This is a genomic window from Kitasatospora sp. NPDC094019, assembly GCF_044764505.1.
Classification (GTDB): domain Bacteria; phylum Actinomycetota; class Actinomycetes; order Streptomycetales; family Streptomycetaceae; genus Kitasatospora.
On the sequence record NZ_JBIWIF010000001.1, the window covers coordinates 242,984 to 259,862 of the forward strand.

18 protein-coding genes are annotated in these 16,879 nt (G+C 73.4%); 14 read left to right on the forward strand and 4 right to left on the reverse strand.

All coding sequences use genetic code 11. The features are described from left to right. Positions 1 to 19 precede the first annotated feature (19 nt). Together ACIQ9P_RS01140 and ACIQ9P_RS01145 are read left to right on the forward strand one after the other, a co-directional pair. Complete coding sequence (locus tag ACIQ9P_RS01140) at positions 20 to 535, forward strand: MarR family winged helix-turn-helix transcriptional regulator (protein WP_402347710.1); 516 nt, start codon at positions 20 to 22, stop codon at positions 533 to 535. 49 nt (positions 536 to 584) lie between these two features. After that, positions 585 to 1,133 carry a GNAT family N-acetyltransferase gene (locus ACIQ9P_RS01145; RefSeq protein WP_402347713.1) on the forward strand — a complete coding sequence of 183 codons (549 nt, stop codon included), beginning with the start codon at positions 585 to 587 and terminating at the stop codon, positions 1,131 to 1,133. 49 nt (positions 1,134 to 1,182) lie between these two features. Here ACIQ9P_RS01145 and ACIQ9P_RS01150 read toward each other — a convergent pair whose 3' ends face one another. Together ACIQ9P_RS01150 and ACIQ9P_RS01155 are read right to left on the reverse strand one after the other, a co-directional pair. Beyond that, positions 1,183 to 1,692, reverse strand: coding sequence for a methylated-DNA--[protein]-cysteine S-methyltransferase (locus ACIQ9P_RS01150; RefSeq protein ID WP_402347716.1), 510 nt, complete (start codon positions 1,690 to 1,692; stop codon positions 1,183 to 1,185). After that, positions 1,689 to 3,260, reverse strand: coding sequence for a DNA-3-methyladenine glycosylase 2 family protein (locus tag ACIQ9P_RS01155; RefSeq protein ID WP_402347718.1), 1,572 nt, complete (start codon positions 3,258 to 3,260; stop codon positions 1,689 to 1,691). Before ACIQ9P_RS01155 ends, ACIQ9P_RS01150 begins: the two co-directional genes overlap by 4 nt. Positions 3,261 to 3,408: 148 nt before the next feature. Between ACIQ9P_RS01155 and ACIQ9P_RS01160 the strand changes: the two genes are divergently transcribed. Next, a complete protein-coding gene (locus tag ACIQ9P_RS01160; protein WP_402349791.1) occupies positions 3,409 to 3,816 on the forward strand; it encodes an ASCH domain-containing protein in 408 nt (135 codons plus the stop codon). Between the two features lie 86 nt (positions 3,817 to 3,902). Here the strand turns inward: ACIQ9P_RS01160 and rsgA are convergent, their stop codons facing one another. Then, a complete protein-coding gene (gene rsgA / locus ACIQ9P_RS01165; protein WP_402349794.1) occupies positions 3,903 to 5,021 on the reverse strand; it encodes a ribosome small subunit-dependent GTPase A in 1,119 nt (372 codons plus the stop codon). Positions 5,022 to 5,352: 331 nt separating this feature from the next. Beyond that, the gene (locus ACIQ9P_RS01170) at positions 5,353 to 6,648 is read right to left on the reverse strand and encodes a YihY/virulence factor BrkB family protein (RefSeq protein ID WP_402347721.1); all 1,296 of its coding nucleotides are present in this window, start codon (positions 6,646 to 6,648) and stop codon (positions 5,353 to 5,355) included. Positions 6,649 to 6,968: 320 nt separating this feature from the next. Here ACIQ9P_RS01170 and ACIQ9P_RS01175 point away from each other — a divergent pair, with 320 nt between their 5' ends. From ACIQ9P_RS01175 to ACIQ9P_RS01225, 11 genes are all read left to right on the forward strand, one after another. Beyond that, the gene (locus tag ACIQ9P_RS01175; RefSeq protein WP_310593185.1) at positions 6,969 to 7,052 is read left to right on the forward strand and encodes a putative leader peptide; all 84 of its coding nucleotides are present in this window, start codon (positions 6,969 to 6,971) and stop codon (positions 7,050 to 7,052) included. A 199-nt stretch (positions 7,053 to 7,251) separates the two neighbouring features. Beyond that, positions 7,252 to 8,976 carry a nitrite/sulfite reductase gene (locus tag ACIQ9P_RS01180; protein ID WP_402347724.1) on the forward strand — a complete coding sequence of 575 codons (1,725 nt, stop codon included), beginning with the start codon at positions 7,252 to 7,254 and terminating at the stop codon, positions 8,974 to 8,976. Continuing rightward, complete coding sequence (locus ACIQ9P_RS01185; RefSeq protein ID WP_030391290.1) at positions 8,973 to 9,152, forward strand: hypothetical protein; 180 nt, start codon at positions 8,973 to 8,975, stop codon at positions 9,150 to 9,152. Before ACIQ9P_RS01180 ends, ACIQ9P_RS01185 begins: the two co-directional genes overlap by 4 nt. Beyond that, positions 9,133 to 9,834, forward strand: a complete 702-nt coding sequence (locus ACIQ9P_RS01190) for a phosphoadenylyl-sulfate reductase (protein WP_402347728.1) — start codon at positions 9,133 to 9,135, stop codon at positions 9,832 to 9,834. The genes ACIQ9P_RS01185 and ACIQ9P_RS01190 overlap by 20 nt, the downstream gene beginning before the upstream one ends. A gap of 69 nt (positions 9,835 to 9,903) precedes the next feature. Then, a complete protein-coding gene (cysC, locus tag ACIQ9P_RS01195; RefSeq protein WP_402347731.1) occupies positions 9,904 to 10,503 on the forward strand; it encodes an adenylyl-sulfate kinase in 600 nt (199 codons plus the stop codon). Next, on the forward strand, positions 10,500 to 11,438 hold the full coding sequence (gene cysD / locus ACIQ9P_RS01200) for a sulfate adenylyltransferase subunit CysD (RefSeq protein ID WP_402347733.1): 939 nt from the start codon (positions 10,500 to 10,502) through the stop codon (positions 11,436 to 11,438). The genes cysC and cysD overlap by 4 nt, the downstream gene beginning before the upstream one ends. Beyond that, positions 11,438 to 12,778 (forward strand): sulfate adenylyltransferase subunit 1, encoded by a 1,341-nt coding sequence (locus ACIQ9P_RS01205; protein ID WP_402347736.1) that lies wholly within the window; start codon positions 11,438 to 11,440, stop codon positions 12,776 to 12,778. Before cysD ends, ACIQ9P_RS01205 begins: the two co-directional genes overlap by 1 nt. Before the next feature lie 255 nt (positions 12,779 to 13,033). Further along, entirely contained in the window at positions 13,034 to 14,212 is a 1,179-nt protein-coding gene (locus tag ACIQ9P_RS01210; protein WP_402347739.1) for an aliphatic sulfonate ABC transporter substrate-binding protein, read from the forward strand. 161 nt (positions 14,213 to 14,373) lie between these two features. Beyond that, the gene (locus ACIQ9P_RS01215) at positions 14,374 to 15,177 is read left to right on the forward strand and encodes an ABC transporter ATP-binding protein (protein ID WP_402347742.1); all 804 of its coding nucleotides are present in this window, start codon (positions 14,374 to 14,376) and stop codon (positions 15,175 to 15,177) included. Continuing rightward, a complete protein-coding gene (locus tag ACIQ9P_RS01220) occupies positions 15,164 to 16,075 on the forward strand; it encodes an ABC transporter permease (RefSeq protein WP_402347745.1) in 912 nt (303 codons plus the stop codon). The genes ACIQ9P_RS01215 and ACIQ9P_RS01220 overlap by 14 nt, the downstream gene beginning before the upstream one ends. Before the next feature lie 10 nt (positions 16,076 to 16,085). Continuing rightward, on the forward strand, positions 16,086 to 16,877 hold the full coding sequence (locus ACIQ9P_RS01225) for a sirohydrochlorin chelatase (protein ID WP_402347747.1): 792 nt from the start codon (positions 16,086 to 16,088) through the stop codon (positions 16,875 to 16,877). Positions 16,878 to 16,879 lie beyond the last annotated feature (2 nt).

Genomic DNA, 16,879 nt, shown 5'->3' on the forward strand with positions numbered 1-16,879 from the left:
AGGCGCTACGCTGTCGGCCATGCCGTCGTCACCATCCGTTCCCGAATCCACCACAGGCCCGCAGGTCATCGAGCCGCAGGACACGGAGCCGACGACGATCGAACGCGCCCGCCGGCTCACCGACGCGGTCACCCGGCTCCGCCGCGCCCTGCGCAGCAGCATCCGGACCGACTACCCGTGGGAGTCCCTGCCGATGGCGCAGGTCGAACTCCTCCAGACGCTCGCCGCCGCCCCGCTGCGGGTCGGCGAACTGGCCGCCCGGCAGCGGCTCGCCCCGAACACCGTGAGCGGACTCGTCGGCAAGCTGCTGGAGGCCGGCTTCGTCGACCGCCAGGCCGACCCCGGGGACCGCCGCACCGCCCGGATCGCCCTCACCCCGGCCGGCCGCCGCCAGCTCGACGACTGGCAGCGCGCCCACGAACGCCGGATCGCCGGCGCCCTCGACACCCTCTCCGCCGCCGACCGCGACGCCGTGATGCACGCGCTGCCCGCCCTGGAGAACCTCGCCCTCGCTCTCGCCGACCCCCCGGCCTGAGCTGCGAAAACCGCTACCACCCGGTCGGCGGCGCCACTATCGTCCGGCCATGGACACCCCCGCGCTGCGCCTCGAACCCTGGACCGACGCCGACCTCGCGCTGCTGCGGCTGATCAACACCCCGGAGATGCGCCGGCACGTCGGCGGTCCGGAGAGCGAGGAGCGGATGCTCGTCCGCCACCGCCGCTACCTCGACTTCGTCCCCTCCGGGGTCGGCTGCATGTACCGCGTGGTGCTGGAGAGCGTGGTTCCGGAGAGCGATGGCTCGGCGACCGGGGGAACGGACGTCGGCAGTGTCGGCTACGCCGAGCGCGCATGGCGGGGCGGCACCGTCTACGAGATGGGCTGGAACGTGCTCGCGCCGTACCGGGGCCGGGGCATCGCCGCCGCCGCGGCGCGGGCCGCCGTCGAGGCCGCCGCCCGCACCGCGCGCCACCGTCACCTGCACGCCTTCCCCTCGGTGGACCATCCCGCCTCCAACGCCGTCTGTCGCAGGGCCGGCTTCACCCTCGTCGGCGAGACCGACTTCGAGTTCCCGCCCGGCCGGTGGATGCGCAGCAACGACTGGCGGGTGGATCTGGCCGCGGTCGCCGGCTGAGGGTGCCGTCCCGTCCGGCCCGACTGTCGGCCCCACGCCTCCCCGGGTGTCAGAACAGGGAGCCGCTCTCCAGGTCCAGCAGCCAGCGCTTGCGGTCCGTCCCGGCGGCGAAGCCGGTGAGGGCGCCGTTGGCTCCGAGGACGCGGTGGCAAGGGCGGACGATGAGCAGCGGGTTGGCACCGACCGCGCCACCGACCGCGCGGACGGCCCGCGGGGACTCGCCCGCCAGGTCCGCGAGCTGGCCGTAGGTGACGGTCTCCCCGTACGGGATCCGGTCCAGCGCCTCCCAGATCCGCTTGCGGAAGTCGGTACCGACCGGGGCGAGCGGCAGGTCGAAGGTGGTGCGCTCGCCCGCGAAGTACTCGGTGAGCTGGGCGACCGGCGCCGCGAGCGCGTCCGGGTCGTGGGCCCAGTCGTCGGCCGGCTCGGCGAGCGCGTACTTCTGGCCGGGGACGGTGACGGTGGCGAGCCCGGCCGGCCCGCCGTCCTCCGGCAGGACGCCGCTGAGCATCAGCCGGCCGAAGGGGCTCTCCAGGAAGGTGAAGACGGTGGTGCTCATGCGGGGGTGTTCTCCGTTCGGGTGCTGAGGTCGTCGGCCGGGGCCGCCCAGAGGCGGTGCACGGCGTAGGAGCGCCAAGGGGCCCAGGACCCGGCCGCGAGAGCGGCGGACTTCGGGTCCCCCGCGGCGCCGAGCCGGAGCAGTCCGTGCTTGACGCCGATGTCGCTCGGGAGGAAGACGTCGGGGTCGGCGAGCGCGCGCATCCGCAGGTAGCCGACGGTCCACGGGCCGATGCCGGGCAAGGAGAGCAACCGGTCGGCCGCCTCCTCCCGGTCGACGCCGCCGTCCAGCCGGACGGTGCCGTCCGCGAGCGCGGCGCACAGGCCGGTGAGCGCGCGGCGCCGGGCGGCCGGCATCGCGAAGTCCTCCGGGTCGGCGCCGGCCAGGGCGGCGGCGGTCGGGAAGAGCAGCCGCAGTCCGCCGCTGGGTTCGGGCAGCGCGGTGCCGTACTTCTCGGCCAGCCGGCCGGCCAGGGTGCGGGCCGCGCCGACGGTGACCTGCTGGCCGAGGACGGCGCGCACGGCCAGCTCGTGCGGGTCGACGTGGCCCGGTGAGCGCAGTCCGGGGCGGGCCCGGACCAGCGGGCCGAGCAGCGGGTCGGCGCCGAGCTGCTCGTCGACCGCGAGCGGGTCGGCGTCCAGGTCGAACAGGACCCGCAGGCGCTGGACGGCGGTCGGCAGGTCGCGCAGGTCGGTGAGGAAGAGCCGGCAGTCGAGCCACCCCCGGGTGGCCGGCCGGTCGGTGCCCAGACCGTCCACCTCGGCGATGCCGGTTCCGTAGGGGAGGGCGAGGGTGCGGCGGTAGGTCCGCACCCCGGGGCCCCGGCCGGGTACGACCTCCTCCACGCCGGGGACGGCCCGCAGGGCGAGGAAGTCGATCAGGTGGTCGCTGTCCAGGGCGCCCCGGTAGGCGAGCCGCAGGGCGAGGCCGCCGGCCGGGGTGGCGCCGCGCCGGCCGGCCGCGACCTCGGCGCGCAGCCCGCTCGGGGTGCGGTCGTAGATCTCCCGCACGGTGTCGTTGAACTGCCGGACGGAGGCGAAGCCGGCCGCGAAGGCGATCTCGGTGACCGGCAGCTCGGTGGTCTGGAGCAGCAGCCGGGCGGTCTGGGCGCGACGGGCGCGGGCCAGCGCGATCGGGCCGGCGCCGAGTTCGGCGGTGAGCTGGCGCTGGAGCTGGCGGGAGCTGTAGCCGAGGCGGTCGGCCAGTCCGGCCACGCCCTCGCGGTCCACCACACCGTCGCCGATCAGCCGCATGGCCCGGCCGACCAGGTCGGCGCGGTGGTTCCACTCGGGCGAACCGGGGACGGAGTCGGGGCGGCAGCGGCGGCAGGCCCGGAAGCCGGCGTGCTGGGCGGCGGCGGCGCTGGGGTAGAAGGTGCAGTTGACGCGCTTCGGGGTCACGGCCGGGCAGCTCGGCCGGCAGTAGATGCCGGTCGAGGTGACGGCCGTGAAGAAGACGCCGTCGAAGCGGGCGTCCCGGCTGTCCACGGCGCGGTACCGGATGTCGTCGTCGATCACGCTGTCCAGTCTGCGGCACCGGCGGGGTGTCGACCGGCGGGAATCGGACATGGGCGTCGGCCGCACCGGGACCGGCGGAAAACCGGGAGCCCGCGCCCGTCCCGGCCGGATAGCCTGCGCTGGTCCCGCGACCCGACCGACAGGAGATCCCGTGTCCGAGCAGCCCTACTCCGGTCCGGACGACCCCCGGGTCGCCGCCCTGCGGGTCGAGGAGTTCGCGTTCCCCGGTCCGCTGCGGGACCGGCTGGTCGGTGCCGTGCTGTCCGGGGCCAAGACCAGCACCACCGGGCTGGTCACCGAGTACGAGGCCGAGGACGAGCCGCTGCCGCGGGCCGGGACCAGGGGGGCCGTGGTGGACTCGGCCGGGCGGATCGTCGCGGTGACCGAGGTCACCGACGTCCGGATCGTCCGGCTCGACGAGGTCGATCTGCGGCACGCCCTCGACGAGGGCGAGGGGTACACGACGGTGGCCGAGTGGCGGGCCGGGCACGAGACGTTCTGGCACGGCGAGGAGCTGCGCGCGGCGCTCGGCGACCCGGACTTCACCGTGGACGACGGCACCCGGGTGATCCTGGAGCGGTTCCGGCTGGTGGCCGACTTCCGCTGACGCCGCCCGCCGAACGCCCGCCGCCCGCCCGCCCGCCCGCCGGCAGCACTGAGCGCGCGGACGGACGGACGGGCACAGGCCCGCGATCACCTCTTCACGGGACCACCCGCGGCGCGCATCGACTTGGTGATGGCCTTCCACTTCTTCAGCCGCTCGGAGGCGAGCCGGGCGTCCGAGCGGGAGGCGATCCAGTCGTTCTCCCGCTGGAGCTTGAGGTAGCTCTCCATCCGGCGCTCCGGCAGCGAGCCGTCCTCCAGCGCGGCCCGGACGGCGCAGCCGGGCTCGCCCCGGTGGCCGCAGTCGTGGAAGCGGCACCCCTCGGCCAGCTCCTCGATGTCGGCGAAGGCGAGGGCCACGCCCTCACCGCCGTAGAGGCCGACCTCGCGAAGGCCGGGGGTGTCGATCAGCACCCCACCGCCGGGCAGCAGGACGAGCTCCCGGGTGGTCGTGGTGTGCCGGCCCTTCTGGTCGCCCGACCGGGCGGCCTGGACGGCCATCACGTCGTCCCCGGCGAGCGCGTTGGTGAGGGTGGACTTGCCGACGCCGGACTGACCGAGCACGGCCGTGGTGCCGGGCGTGCAGGCGCGCAGCACGTCGATCCCCTCGCCCGTCTCGGCGCTGACCACCAGGACGGTGACGCCGGGCGCGGCGGCCTCGACGTCGGACCGGATGAAGTCGGCGTCGTCGACCAGGTCGGCCTTGGTGAGGACGACCAGCGGCTCGGCGCCGGACTCCCAGGCGAGGGCGAGGAAGCGCTCGATCCGGCCGAGGTCGGGCTCGGCGGCGAGCGAGGCGGCGATCACGACGGTGTCGACGTTGGCGGCGAGCACCTGGCCGTCGGAGCGCTTGCCGGCGACCTTGCGGATGATCGCGGTGGAACGCGGCAGCAGGGCCGCGACGGCGGGCATCGGCAGCCCGGGCGCGAGGTCGACGGCGACCCAGTCCCCGGTGCACGGGCAGTTGATCATGTCGGCGTCGCCGACCTGCCGGGTGTCGGCCCGGACGGTGCGGAGCTCGCCCGTCCCGGGGTCGACGAGGACGGCGTCGCACCGGCCCCGGTCGATCCGGACGATCCGGGCCGGGACCAGGCCGGCCTCGGCCAGCGGGGCGAAGACCTCGTCGAGCGCGGTGGTCCAGCCGTAGCCGGCCAGCGAAGCGGCGGGCCGGGCGGGCTCGGAACCGTCGGCGCCGACGACGGCGGACAGGAAGGAGGTGGAGAACGGAACGGAGGCAGCGTTGAACAACGCAGTGGGCCCTTCGGGAGGAAAGTGATCCCGCCGGGCTGCTGCGGCTGCGTGCGCGAAGGGCTACGTCAGCCGGCGGCCGGCAGGAAGAGGTGAGTGCGGTTGCTGCCCAGGGCAGCCGTCACGGCAATCGTGGCCACGGGACCCACCTCCTGCTTTCTCTCCTCCGGCGGCGCGCGGCGCCGCCCGAACCGGACGCTCACACGCTAGCGGGCCCGGTCGGCCCTGCCAACCGGTTTTCCACCTGCGGTTCCGTGCGCCCCGGGACTCGGCACCGGGGCGCGCGGCGGGCTCAGCGCCGGTCCCACGGCGGGCTCGGCGGACGGCTCGGCAGCGGGTACTCGGGCGGCGGCGCGGTGGGCCGGTCGCTGTCCGGCGGCGGCGGGGCGGGGCGGTGGTGCGGTCCGCCGCCGCGCGCCGTGATCCGGCCGCGGACGTTGTCGGCGGCGAGCACGTCGGCCCACCGCTCGGGGTACTCGGAGGGCACGTCGGCGTCCTCGCCCTCCTCCTCCCAGTACTCCTCCTCGCCGCCCTCGGCGAGGCCCAGCTCGCGCGCCCGGCGGGCCCGTTCGACGGCGCGCCGGGCGGCCACCTCGCGGACCACGGCGGCGGCGGCCTCCTCGTGCGCGCGCTCGTTCTCGGCGCGGGCGTCGGCGGTCTCCAGGGTGGGCCAGCGGCGGTCTATGGCCGCGTTCATGGCGGCGCCGATGAGCACCGCCAGCGCGACCACGAAGATCCACAGCAGGACGGCCACCGGCGCGGCCAGCGAGCCGTACACCGAGTGGCCCTCGATCGAGCTGACCAGGTAGAGACGCAGCGCGACACTGCAGAAGACCAGCACCACCAGGGCGACCAGGGCGCCCGGGATGTCCTCGCGCCAGGGCGTGGAGACCGGCACCGCCAGGTGGTAGAGGGTCGTCAGGGAGACGATCAGCAGCAGGATCGCGAACGGCCAGTAGGCGGCGTCGATCAGGCCGCCGCTCTCCGGCACGGCGTTGGTCACCAGCCCGGGCCCGGCCATCAGCAGTGGCAGCACCAGTGAGCCGATCACCAGCGCGCCCAGGTAGAGGCCGAGCGACATCAGCCGGGTCTTGACGATGCCGCGCTTGCCGTCGAGCCCGTACATCACCGTGATGGTGTCGATGAAGATGTAGAGCGCCCGCGATCCGGACCAGAGCGACAGCAGGAAGCCGATGGAGACGAGGTCCGGCCTGGTCTGGTCGAAGACCTGCCGGAGCAGCGGCTGCACGACCTGGGTGATGGAGGAGTCCGACAGCACCGTGCCGGCCGCCTTGACGATGTCGGCCTTCAGCTTGTCGATGGTGCCCGCGCCGAGGAAGTCGTCGAGGTAGCCGAGCGTGCCGGCCAGGCAGAGCAGCAGCGGGGGGATGGAGAGGAGGGTGAAGAACGCCGCCTCCGCGGCGAGCCCGGTGACCCGGTACTCGACGCAGGTGTTGGTGGTGTCCTTGACCAGCGCCCAGACGGTCGTCCGCCAGGTGGCCTGCTTGGCCGCCCGCCGGGATCCCTTGCCCCGACGACGGGAGGGGCGCTCGGGGTTCGACCGGGTCGTTTCGCCTGCTGCTTGCACAGGGCCAACGTTATCGGGCCCGGACCGGTCGGCCGCTCTCCCGGGGCGGGGACGCGGCACGGACGCCCGTCGGAAGCCGCGTGATCAGTGCCCGAGCGGCGCCCGAGCGATGCCCGAGCCGTGCCCGAGCGGTGTCCGGGAGGCGTCCGAGCGGTGCGCGGGGACGCCGCCGGCCCGACGGCGGGGCGGAACGGGAGGCGCTCGGGGGCCCGATCGGCGGGAGCGGCGGGAACGCTCCGGCATCTCGCCATCCGAAACTATGAGGTCCAGAATACGGACGTTAGTGGACCGCGAGTCGTGCTCCGTGCGAATCTCTTGCCATGCCGAGCGCCGGAACCACCCTAGTAGGTCGACTGCACGTCGATCTCCTTCGCGTGTCCAGCGCCATCTGTCCGGTGACCTGAGCCCAACCCCGCCGCCTCCCACCGCACCCGGCGCCACCTCACTGCCGTCCCCGTCGAAGCGGATGCGCAGGCGCCCCGCCCGGCCGCCGCGAATGCTCACCCGGTCCTGAGAAACCCGCAGGTCACAGCAGCTTCGCCCGGACGGGTACGCCCCGCGACCAACCCGGCGTCAGAGCCACCTGCCCCGAAGGACTTCACCATGGCCACCACCCCCGAGACCGCCGAGCCAACGGCCGAGAGCGCCCCCGCGCCCCGCCCCGCCGCGGTCCGCAAGGTGACCCGTCACCGCGGCGAGGGCCAGTGGGGCATGGGCCACTTCACTCCTCTGAACGCCAACGAGCAGTTCAAGAAGGATGACGACGGTCTCAACGTACGGACACGTATTGAGACGATCTACGCGCAGCGGGGCTTCGACTCGATCGACCCGGCCGACCTGCGCGGGCGGATGCGCTGGTGGGGGCTGTACACCCAGCGCAAGGAGGGCATCGACGGCGGCAAGACCGCGATCCTGGACCCGCACGAGCTCGACGCCGAGTACTTCATGCTCCGGGTCCGGATCGACGGCGGCCGGCTGACGGTCGCCCAGCTGCGCGCCGTCGCCGAGGTCTCCGAGGAGTACGGCCGCAACACCGCCGACCTGACCGACCGGCAGAACGTCCAGTACCACTGGATCCGGATCGAGGACGTCCCGGCGATCTGGCAGAAGCTGGAGGCCGTCGGCCTGTCCACCACCGAGGCGTGCGGCGACACCCCGCGCGTCATCCTCGGCTCCCCGGTGGCCGGCATCGCCGAGGACGAGATCATCGACGGCACCTCCGCCATCGACGAGATCCAGCGCCGCTTCATCGGCAACAAGGACTTCTCCAACCTGCCGCGCAAGTTCAAGTCCGCGGTCTCCGGCTCCCCGCTCCTGGACGTCGCCCACGAGATCAACGACATCGCGTTCGTCGGCGTGGTCCACCCCGAGCACGGCCCCGGCTTCGACCTCTGGGTCGGCGGCGGCCTGTCCACCAACCCCAAGCTCGGCGTCCGGCTCGGCGCCTGGGTCCCGCTCGACGAGGTCGCCGACGTCTACGGCGGCGTGATCGGCATCTTCCGCGACTACGGCTACCGCCGGCTGCGCAACCGCGCCCGGCTGAAGTTCCTGGTCGCCGACTGGGGCACCGAGAAGTTCCGCCAGGTGCTGGAGGACGAGTACCTCAAGTACAAGCTGGTCGACGGCCCCGCCCCGGCGGAGCCGAGCGGCCGCTGGCGCGACCACGTCGGCGTGCACCGGCAGAAGGACGGCCGCTACTACGTCGGCTTCGCGCCCCGGGTCGGCCGGGTCGACGGCAAACTGCTCGGGCAGATCGCCGACCTCGCCGAGGCCCACGGCAGCGACCGGCTGCGGACCACCGCCGAACAGAAGATGATCGTGCTCGACATCGCCGAGGACCGGGTCGAGTCCCTGGTGGCCGGCCTGGAGGCACTGGACCTGCGGGTCACCCCCTCGCCGTTCCGCCGCGGCACCATGGCCTGCACCGGCATCGAGTACTGCAAGCTCGCCATCGTCGAGACCAAGGAGCGCGGCCGCACCCTGATCGACGAGCTGGAGCAGCGGCTGCCCGACTTCGCCGAGCCGCTGACCATCAACATCAACGGCTGCCCGAACGCCTGCGCCCGCATCCAGGTCGCGGACATCGGTCTCAAGGGCCAGCTGGTGACGGACGAGCAGGGCAACCAGGTCGAGGGCTACCAGGTGCACCTGGGCGGCGCGCTCGGGCTGGAGGCCGGCTTCGGCCGCAAGGTCCGCGGCCTCAAGGTCACCAAGGACGGCCTGCCCGACTACGTCGAGCGCGTCCTGACCCGGTACCAGGAGGACCGCGCCGAAGGCGAGCGCTTCGCCCAGTGGGCGGCGCGGGCCGGCGAGGAGCAGTTGTCGTGAGCGAGCGTGCCGCCCCCTTCTTCTGCCCCTACTGCGGGGACGAGGACCTGCGCCCGTCCGAGGCCGGGCACGGCGCCTGGGAATGCCACGGGTGCCGCCGGGCCTTCCAGTTGAAGTTCCTCGGCCTGCTGTCACCGAGCAATGGGGGTAACCGGAGTGACCGGCACGACGACTGACTTCGAGGCGCTGGCCACCCGGGCCGGCCACGAGCTGGAGGAGGCCGCCCCGCAGGAGGTGCTGCGCTGGGCCGCCGACACCTTCGGGAAGCGCTTCTGCGTCACCTCCTCGATGGAGGACGCGGTGGTCGCCCACCTCGCCTCCTCGGTGTTCCCCGGCGTGGACGTGGTGTTCCTGGACACCGGCTACCACTTCCCGGAGACCATCGGCACCCGGGACGCCGTGGCCGCGACCATGCGGGTCAACGTCATCACGCTCACCCCGGCGCTGACCGTGGCCGAGCAGGACGAGCGGTACGGGCCGGAGCTGCACGACCGCGACCCGGACCAGTGCTGCGCGCTGCGGAAGGTCGAGCCGCTCAACCGCGGCCTGGCCGGCTACGACGCCTGGGCCACCGGACTGCGCCGCGACGAGTCGCCGACCCGCGCGAACACCCCCGTGGTCTCCTGGGACCCCCGGCGCCGCAAGGTCAAGATCGCCCCGATCGCCCGCTGGACCCAGGAGGACGTGGACGCCTACGTCAACGCCAACGGCGTGCTGCTCAACCCGCTGCTGTGGGAGGGCTACACCTCGATCGGCTGCTCGCCGCTCTCCTGCACCCGCAAGCCGGGCGAGGGCGAGGACGCCAGGTCCGGCCGCTGGTCCGGCTCCGGCAAGACCGAGTGCGGCATCCACCTCTAGGCCCGGTCCCCGTGGACCGGCACGGACCACCACCGATCCCCGTCGACCCCCCGTTCTAAGGACTTCACCGTGACCACAGCCGACACCCCGGCCGCCGCCGGAGCCGCAGAGGCGGCCCCCGCGGCCGGCCCCCGCGAGCGCGGCGCCACCGTGTGGCTGACCGGGCTCCCGAGCGCGGGCAAGACCACGCTCGCCTTCGCCCTGGCCGAGCGGCTGCGCGCCGAGGGCCACAAGGTCGAGGTCCTGGACGGCGACGAGATCCGCGAGTTCCTCTCCAAGGGCCTCGGTTTCAGCCGCGAGGACCGCCACACCAACGTCACCCGGATCGGCTTCGTCGCCGAGAAGCTCGCCGCCAACGGCGTCAAGGTGCTCGCCCCGGTGATCGCCCCGTTCGCGGACTCCCGGGCGGCGGTCCGCGAGCGCCACGCCGCCAACGGCACCGCGTTCCTGGAGATCCACGTCGCCACCCCGGTCGAGCTGTGCGCCGAGCGCGACGTCAAGGGGCTGTACGCGAAGCAGGCGGCCGGCGAGATCTCCGGCCTCACCGGCGTCGACGACCCGTACGAGGCCCCGGAGGACCCGGAGCTGCGGTTGCAGACCCAGGGCCGCGAGGTCGCCGACTCCGCCGCCGAACTGCACGTCTTCCTGACCGAGAGGGGCCTGGCATGACCACCGCGACGGACAGCCTGCTCCGTACCGACGACAACCCCTTCGCACTGTCCCATCTGGACGCGCTGGAGGCCGAGTCGGTGCACATCTTCCGCGAGGTCGCGGGGGAGTTCGAGCGCCCGGTGATCCTGTTCTCCGGCGGCAAGGACTCCATCGTCATGCTGCACCTGGCGCTCAAGGCGTTCGCGCCCGCCGCCGTGCCGTTCGCACTGCTGCACGTCGACACCGGCCACAACTTCCCCGAGGTCATCGAGTACCGCGACCGGGTGGCGGCCGAGCACAACCTGCGGCTGCACGTCGCCTCGGTGCAGGACTTCATCGACCGGGGTGTGCTGCGCGAGCGGCCGGACGGCACCCGCAACCCGCTGCAGACCGTCCCCCTGCTCGACGCGATCGAGAAGGGCCGCTTCGACGCCGTCTTCGGCGGCGGCCGCCGCGACGAGGAGAAGGCCCGCGCCAAGGAGCGCGTCTTCTCCCTCCGCGACGAGTTCGGCGCCTGGGACCCGCGCCGCCAGCGCCCCGAGCTGTGGTCGCTCTACAACGGCCGGCACGCCGTCGGCGAGCACGTGCGCGTCTTCCCGCTCTCCAACTGGACCGAGCTGGACGTCTGGCAGTACATCGAGCGCGAGAACATCGAACTCCCCGCGATCTACTACGCCCACGAGCGCGACGTCTTCGCCCGCGGCGGCATGTGGCTGACCGCCGGCGAGTGGGGCGGGCCCAGGGACGACGAGCCCGTCGAGCGGCGGCTGATCCGCTACCGCACCGTCGGCGACATGTCCTGCACCGGCGCCGTCGACTCCGACGCCGCCACCATCCGGGCCGTCATCACCGAGATCGCCGCCAGCCGCCTCACCGAGCGCGGCGCCACCCGCGCCGACGACAAGCTCTCCGAGGCCGCGATGGAAGACCGCAAGCGCGAGGGATACTTCTAATGAGCACCACCCCGACCGGCATGACCCAGACCGGCACCGCCACCTCGCTGCTGCGCTTCGCCACCGCCGGATCCGTCGACGACGGCAAGTCCACCCTGGTCGGCCGGCTGCTGCACGACTCCAAGTCCGTGCTCGCCGACCAGCTGGAGGCCGTCGAGCGGGTCTCCCTCAGCCGCGGCCAGGAGGCGCCCGACCTGGCGCTGCTCACCGACGGCCTGCGCGCCGAGCGCGAGCAGGGCATCACCATCGACGTCGCCTACCGCTACTTCGCCACCCCCCGGCGGCGGTTCATCCTCGCCGACACCCCCGGCCACGTGCAGTACACCCGCAACATGGTCACCGGCGCCTCCACCGCCGAACTCGCCGTCGTCCTGGTCGACGCCCGCAACGGCGTGGTCGAGCAGACCCGCCGCCACGCCGCCGTCGCCGCCCTGCTGCGCGTCCCGCACGTCGTGCTCGCGGTCAACAAGATGGACCTGGTCGACTACGCGGAGCCCGCCTTCGCCGCCATCGCCGCCGAGTTCACCTCCTACGCCACCTCGCTCGGCATCGGGGACGTGCTCGCCGTCCCGATCTCCGCGCTGGCCGGGGACAACGTCGTCGAACCCTCCGCGCACATGGACTGGTACGGCGGCCCGACCCTGCTGGAGCACCTGGAGACGGTGCCGGTGGGCAGCGACCCGAGCGCCGAACCGACCCGCTTCCCGGTCCAGTACGTGATCCGCCCGCAGACCGAGGAGCACCCGGACTACCGCGGTTACGCGGGCCAGCTGGCCTCCGGCGTGCTGCGGGTCGGCGACCCGGTCACCGTGCTGCCCTCCGGCCACACCACCACCGTCGCCGGGATCGACGTGCTCGGCCGCGCCACCGACATCGCCTGGTCCCCCCAGTCGGTCACCGTGCGGCTCACGGACGACATCGACATCTCCCGCGGCGACCTCATCGCGGCCGGCCCGGCCCCTGTCCCCACCAAGGACATCGAGGCCACCGTCAGCCACCTCAACGAGCGGCCGCTGCGCGCCGGCGACAAGGTGCTGCTCAAGCACACCACCCGCACCGTCCGGGCGCTGGTCAAGGAGATCGGCTACCGGATCGACATCGACACGCTGGAGCGGCGCTCCGGCGCCGACGGCCTGAACGTCAACGACATCGGCCACGTGGTGCTGCGCACCGCCGAGCCGCTGGCGCTCGACGACTACGCCCACAACCGCCGGACCGGGTCCTTCCTGCTGATCGACCCGGCCGACGGCACCACTCTCACCGCCGGCATGGCGGGCGAGTCCTTCGCCACTGTACGCACCACCGACGCCAACGAACCCGACGAGGAGGACTGGGTCTGATGCCCAGCGAGGCGTTCTCGGGCATGGACAAGGAAGGCGGCCGCATCGGCAGCGGCGTCCTCGGCAGCGGCCAGGGCGGCTTGACGCGATGTGCGGGCCGACAGGGCTGAGAAGCGCCCTGTCACCGGGCCGACCGCCACGACCGCGGGCCGGCCCGGCTTGCCCGGCACCCACGCGGTGCCGCAAGCACCAACCTTGACCGAACGTCCGCCCCGAGACCGCCTCCTGACGGTCCGTCCGCGAACAGGACCCACCATGGCACCGAACCTGGCACTGTCGCACGGCCACGACCCGCATCCGACCACCCGCCCCCGCGCCGGCCGGATCAGACGCACCGCCGCGGCCGCCGTGGCCGGCCTCACCGCCGTCACGCTGCTCTCCGCCTGCGGCTACGGCTCCGACAGCAACGACAAGAAGACCGGCACCGCGGCCCCGGCCGCCGGTTCCGCCTCCACCGGGGCCGCCAAGCTCTCCGCCGACACCGTGCGGATCGGCTACTTCGCCAACCTGACCCACGGCACTCCGCTGGTCGGCCTCCAGGACGGCATATTCCAGAAGGAACTGGGCGCCACCCAGATCAAGACCCAGGTCTTCAACGCGGGACCGGCCGAGATCGAGGCGCTCAACGCCGGCTCGATCGACATCGGCTGGATCGGCCCCTCCCCGGCGATCAACGGCTTCACCAAGTCCGAGGGCAAGTCGCTGAAGATCATCGGCGGTTCGGCCTCCGGCGGGGTCAAGCTGGTCGCCAACCCGGACAAGGTCACCTCGCTGGACGACCTCAAGGGCAAGAAGATCGCCACCCCGCAGCTGGGCAACACCCAGGACGTGGCACTGCTCAACTACCTGGCCGGCAAGGGCTTCAAGGTCGACGCCCAGTCCGGCGCCGGCGACGTCAGCGTGGTCCGCTCCGACAACAAGGTCACCCCGGACGCCTACAAGCAGGGCTCCATCGACGCCGCCTGGGTGCCCGAGCCGACCGCCTCCAAGCTGGTCACCCTCGGGGCGAAGGTCCTCCTCAACGAGAAGGACATCTGGCCCGACAAGAAGTTCGTGATCACCAACATCATCGTCTCGCAGAAGTTCCTCACCGAGCACCCCGACGTGGTCGAGGCCGTCCTGCGCGGCTCGGTGAACACCAACGCCGCCATCAAGGCCGACCCGGCCAAGGCCAAGGCCACCGCCAACGAGGCGATCAAGAAGGAGGCCGGCAACGCCCTGGAGCCCGCCATCCTCGACCCGGCCTGGGCCGACATCGACTTCCTGGACGACCCGCTGGCCTCCACCCTGCAGACCGAGGCGGACAACGCGGTCACCGCGGGCCTGCTCAAGAAGCCGAACCTGAACGGCATCTACGACCTCACCCTGCTCAACAAGGTGCTGAAGGAGAAGGGGCAGAGCCCCGTCGCGGACGCCGGCCTCGGCGCCAAGTAGCGCCCGCCGTACCGCAGTACCGCGCCCGAACCCCGAGGTCCGGCCCCCGCCCGTCCGTACGGAACCCGCTCGATGCCCCGAGCACGGTCGGGCGGGGCCCGGCCCCGGCCCCGCTCCCTCGACGCCAGATGCCAGACCACACCACGCAGGAGGTGTCCGGAATGAGCCCGGCACTGACCACCTCGAACGACGCCACCGGCGTCGGCACCCTCGACGGTGCCCCCGCCGTCCGGATCTCGAACGTGCACAAGACCTTCGGCCGCCCCGGCGCGCAGACCCACGTCCTGGACGACATCACCCTCGACGTCGCCCCGGGCGAGTTCGTCACGCTGCTCGGCGCCTCGGGCTGCGGCAAGTCCACCCTGCTCAACCTGGTCGCCGGCCTCGACAAGCCCACCGCGGGCAGCATCGAGGTCCCCGGCGGACGCCCCGCGCTGATGTTCCAGGAGCACGCGCTCTTCCCCTGGCTCACCGCCGGCAAGAACATCGAACTCGCCCTCAAGCTCGCCGGCGTGCCCCGCGCCGAACGCCGCCCGGAGGCCGAGCGACTGCTCGAACTCGTCCGGCTCCAGGGCTCCTACGGCAAGCGGGTGCACGAGCTGTCCGGCGGCATGCGCCAGCGCGTCGCGATGGCCCGCGCCCTCGCCCAGGGCAGCCAGGTACTGCTCATGGACGAGCCGTTCGCCGCCCTCGACGCCATCACCCGCGACGTCCTGCACAACGAGATCACCCGGATCTGGGCCGAACAGAAGCTGTCCGTCCTCTTCGTCACCCACAACGTGCGCGAGGCCGTCCGGCTCGCCCAGCGCGTGGTCCTGCTCTCCTCCCGCCCCGGCCGGGTCGCCCGGGAGTGGACGATCGACCTCCCGCAGCCCCGCCGGATCGAGTCCACCGGCGTGGCGGACCTGTCCATCGAGATCACCGAAGAACTGCGTGGGGAGATCCGCCGCCATGGCCAGCACTGACACCACCACCAAGGCCGGGCCGGGCCAGGGCGGTACCGTCGCCGACCTCGCCGGCGTCGAGGCCGGGCTGGACGCGCTGGACGCGGTCGTCACCCAGCGCAGCTCCACCGCCGAGACCTTCCGGCAGAAGGTCCTGCCGCCCCTGCTCGGCGTCCTCCTGGTGCTCGCGCTCTGGCAGGCCGCCTACAGCCTGCACGTCACCACCGCGTACAAGCTGCCCAGCCCGCTGGACGTCTGGCACGCCGCCGAGGACCTCTGGTACCAGGGCACGCTGTTCTCGATCATCTGGACCAGCGTCTGGCGCGGCCTGTCCGGCTTCGTGGTCGCGCTCCTCATCGGCACCCCGATCGGCCTGCTGGTCTCCCGGGTCAGGCCGGTGCGCGCCGCGGTCGGCCCGGTCCTCTCCGGCCTCCAGTCGCTGCCCTCGGTCGCCTGGGTGCCCGCCGCCGTCATCTGGCTCGGCATCAACGACTCGATGATGTACGCCGTCATCCTGCTCGGCGCCGTCCCCTCGATCGCCAACGGGCTCGTCGCCGGCATCGACCAGGTGCCGCCGCTGTTCCTGCGGGCCGGCCGCACCATCGGCGCCACCGGCCTGGCCGGGGCCCGGCACATCCTGCTGCCGGCCGCGCTGCCCGGCTACCTCGCCGGACTCAAGCAGGGCTGGGCCTTCTCCTGGCGCTCGCTGATGGCCGCCGAACTCGTCGCCTCCTCCCCCGACCTGGGCCTCGGCCTCGGCCGGTTCCTGGAGAACCAGCGCGAGTTCTCCGACATGGCGGGCGTCCTGCTCGGCATCATCCTGATCCTGTTCGTCGGCATCGCCATCGAACTGCTGGTCTTCACCCCGGTCGAGCGCCGGGTCCTGCGCAACCGCGGCCTGCTGGCCGCCGTCAAGTGAGGCCCCTCGCATGACCGAACGACGGCTGTCCGCCGCCCCCGCCACCCCGGTGGCGGCGGGCGGCCCCGCCCTGCTGCTGATCGCCCACGGCAGCCGCGACCCCCGGCACGCCGCCGCGGTGGCCGCCCTGGTCTCCCAGTTGCACCGGCTGCGCCCCGGCCTCGACGTCGCCACCGCCTACCTGGACCACTGCGCGCCGCGCATTCCGCAGGTGGTGGGCCGGCTCGACCGCGCCACGATCGCCGTCCCGCTGCTGCTCAACCGGGCCTTCCACGCCAAGCACGACATCCCCGCCGCCCTGCGCGCGGCCGGCGCCGACCTGCCGCTCGCGGACGTGCTGGGGCCGTCACCGCTGCTGCTCGCCGCGCTCGACCGCCGGCTCGGCGAGGCCGCGCCGGAACTCGCCTCCCCCGCCGCGCGCGCCCGCACCGGCGTCGTCCTCGCCGCCGCCGGCTCCTCCGACCCGGCCGCCGACGCCGCCACCAGGGCGGTCGCCACCGAGTGGCGCCGCAGCCGCGGCTGGGCCGCCGTCGAGGTCGCCTACGCCTCCGCGGGCGGCCCCCGCGTCCCCGACGCCGTCGCCGCCCTGCGCCGCGACCCGGCCGTCGACCGGGTCGCCGTCTCCCCCTACCTGCTCGCCCCCGGCCTGCTCCCCGACCGCATCGCCGGGGCTTCCACCGAGGCCGCCGCCGACGTGCTGGCCGACGTGCTCGCCCCCACCCCGGAACTCGCCCGCCTCCTCCTGCTCCGCTACGACGAGGCCCGCGCGGCGGCCGGCATCACCCGGGCCCTGACCGCCTGACG

Excerpts from the sequence above, each read along its gene's own strand:
- ACIQ9P_RS01140 (WP_402347710.1), top strand. The coding sequence starts at position 20 with ATGCCGTCGTCACCATCCGTTCCCGAATCCACCACAGGCCCGCAGGTC.
- ACIQ9P_RS01145 (WP_402347713.1), top strand. The coding sequence starts at position 585 with ATGGACACCCCCGCGCTGCGCCTCGAACCCTGGACCGACGCCGACCTC.
- ACIQ9P_RS01150 (WP_402347716.1), bottom strand. The coding sequence starts at position 1,692 with ATGAGCACCACCGTCTTCACCTTCCTGGAGAGCCCCTTCGGCCGGCTG.
- ACIQ9P_RS01155 (WP_402347718.1), bottom strand. The coding sequence starts at position 3,260 with ATGTCCGATTCCCGCCGGTCGACACCCCGCCGGTGCCGCAGACTGGAC.
- ACIQ9P_RS01175 (WP_310593185.1), top strand. The coding sequence starts at position 6,969 with ATGCCGAGCGCCGGAACCACCCTAGTAGGTCGACTGCACGTCGATCTC.
- ACIQ9P_RS01180 (WP_402347724.1), top strand. The coding sequence starts at position 7,252 with ATGGCCACCACCCCCGAGACCGCCGAGCCAACGGCCGAGAGCGCCCCC.
- cysD (WP_402347733.1), top strand. The coding sequence starts at position 10,500 with ATGACCACCGCGACGGACAGCCTGCTCCGTACCGACGACAACCCCTTC.
- ACIQ9P_RS01205 (WP_402347736.1), top strand. The coding sequence starts at position 11,438 with ATGAGCACCACCCCGACCGGCATGACCCAGACCGGCACCGCCACCTCG.
- ACIQ9P_RS01210 (WP_402347739.1), top strand. The coding sequence starts at position 13,034 with ATGGCACCGAACCTGGCACTGTCGCACGGCCACGACCCGCATCCGACC.
- ACIQ9P_RS01215 (WP_402347742.1), top strand. The coding sequence starts at position 14,374 with ATGAGCCCGGCACTGACCACCTCGAACGACGCCACCGGCGTCGGCACC.
- ACIQ9P_RS01220 (WP_402347745.1), top strand. The coding sequence starts at position 15,164 with ATGGCCAGCACTGACACCACCACCAAGGCCGGGCCGGGCCAGGGCGGT.
- ACIQ9P_RS01225 (WP_402347747.1), top strand. The coding sequence starts at position 16,086 with ATGACCGAACGACGGCTGTCCGCCGCCCCCGCCACCCCGGTGGCGGCG.